Origin of the sequence: Nocardia sp. NPDC004604 (genome assembly GCF_040609795.1) — a bacterium.
In the GTDB taxonomy this organism is placed as follows: Bacteria; Actinomycetota; Actinomycetes; order Mycobacteriales; family Mycobacteriaceae; genus Nocardia.
Map to the genome: position 1 here is coordinate 1 of NZ_JBEXLC010000011.1, position 655 is coordinate 655.

The window sequence follows — 655 nt, forward strand, 5'->3', positions numbered from 1 at the left end:
GTTCCACGCCGACGTCGCCCATTACCTCGGCACACACCGCGACAAGTACCGCGACTACATCACCAACGACGATATTGCCGACGCCGTGATCGAAGCGGAACAGGCCGACGAAAAGCTGTTTCAGCACGGATTCGGCAATAACGACATGTACATGGAAATCGACTTCGAGCTGTCCGACGCCGACCAGCTCCGCAACAGTATTGCCCTCGAGCAGGACGAAGTACTCGAACGCGAAATCGCGGCAATCCGTCGCGGCGAATCCACCGGAAGTCGCTTCACCAAGTACCCCGGCGTCCCCCTTGCGCTCGTCGCCGCGATCGACCACGCCGAAGCCAATGTCATCATCCACCAGCACGACACCACGCATGCGATCATCAACAACCCCACCCCGGGCGCGCGGATCCACTACCTCCGTCGACAGCCGGGTAGCGGCAACTATCAATACGGCCGAATGCCGGTCCAGCACCGCTACATCACCACTATCCCCGGGCCCAGGCTCACGCAGCTGCAGAAGGCATTTCTCGAGCGCCGCGCCGCCGGCTACGAGAAGTATTCCACGATCGCCGGCAGCCTCCGGCAACGTGGCGAATATTCGCACATCAAAAAAAATGCGATAAGCAAAGCGGTGAGCGGGAAGGGGGGAAGAGATAAAGGC

At 60.3% G+C, this 655-nt stretch carries 1 protein-coding gene; it reads right to left on the bottom strand.

Annotated features, from left to right (window positions below; all coding sequences use genetic code 11):
• Nucleotides 1–598: hypothetical protein (locus ABZW16_RS06760; protein WP_354952977.1), on the bottom strand; the 598-nt coding region annotated here is incomplete at its 3' end.
• Between the last annotated feature and the right edge of the window lie 57 nt (nt 599–655).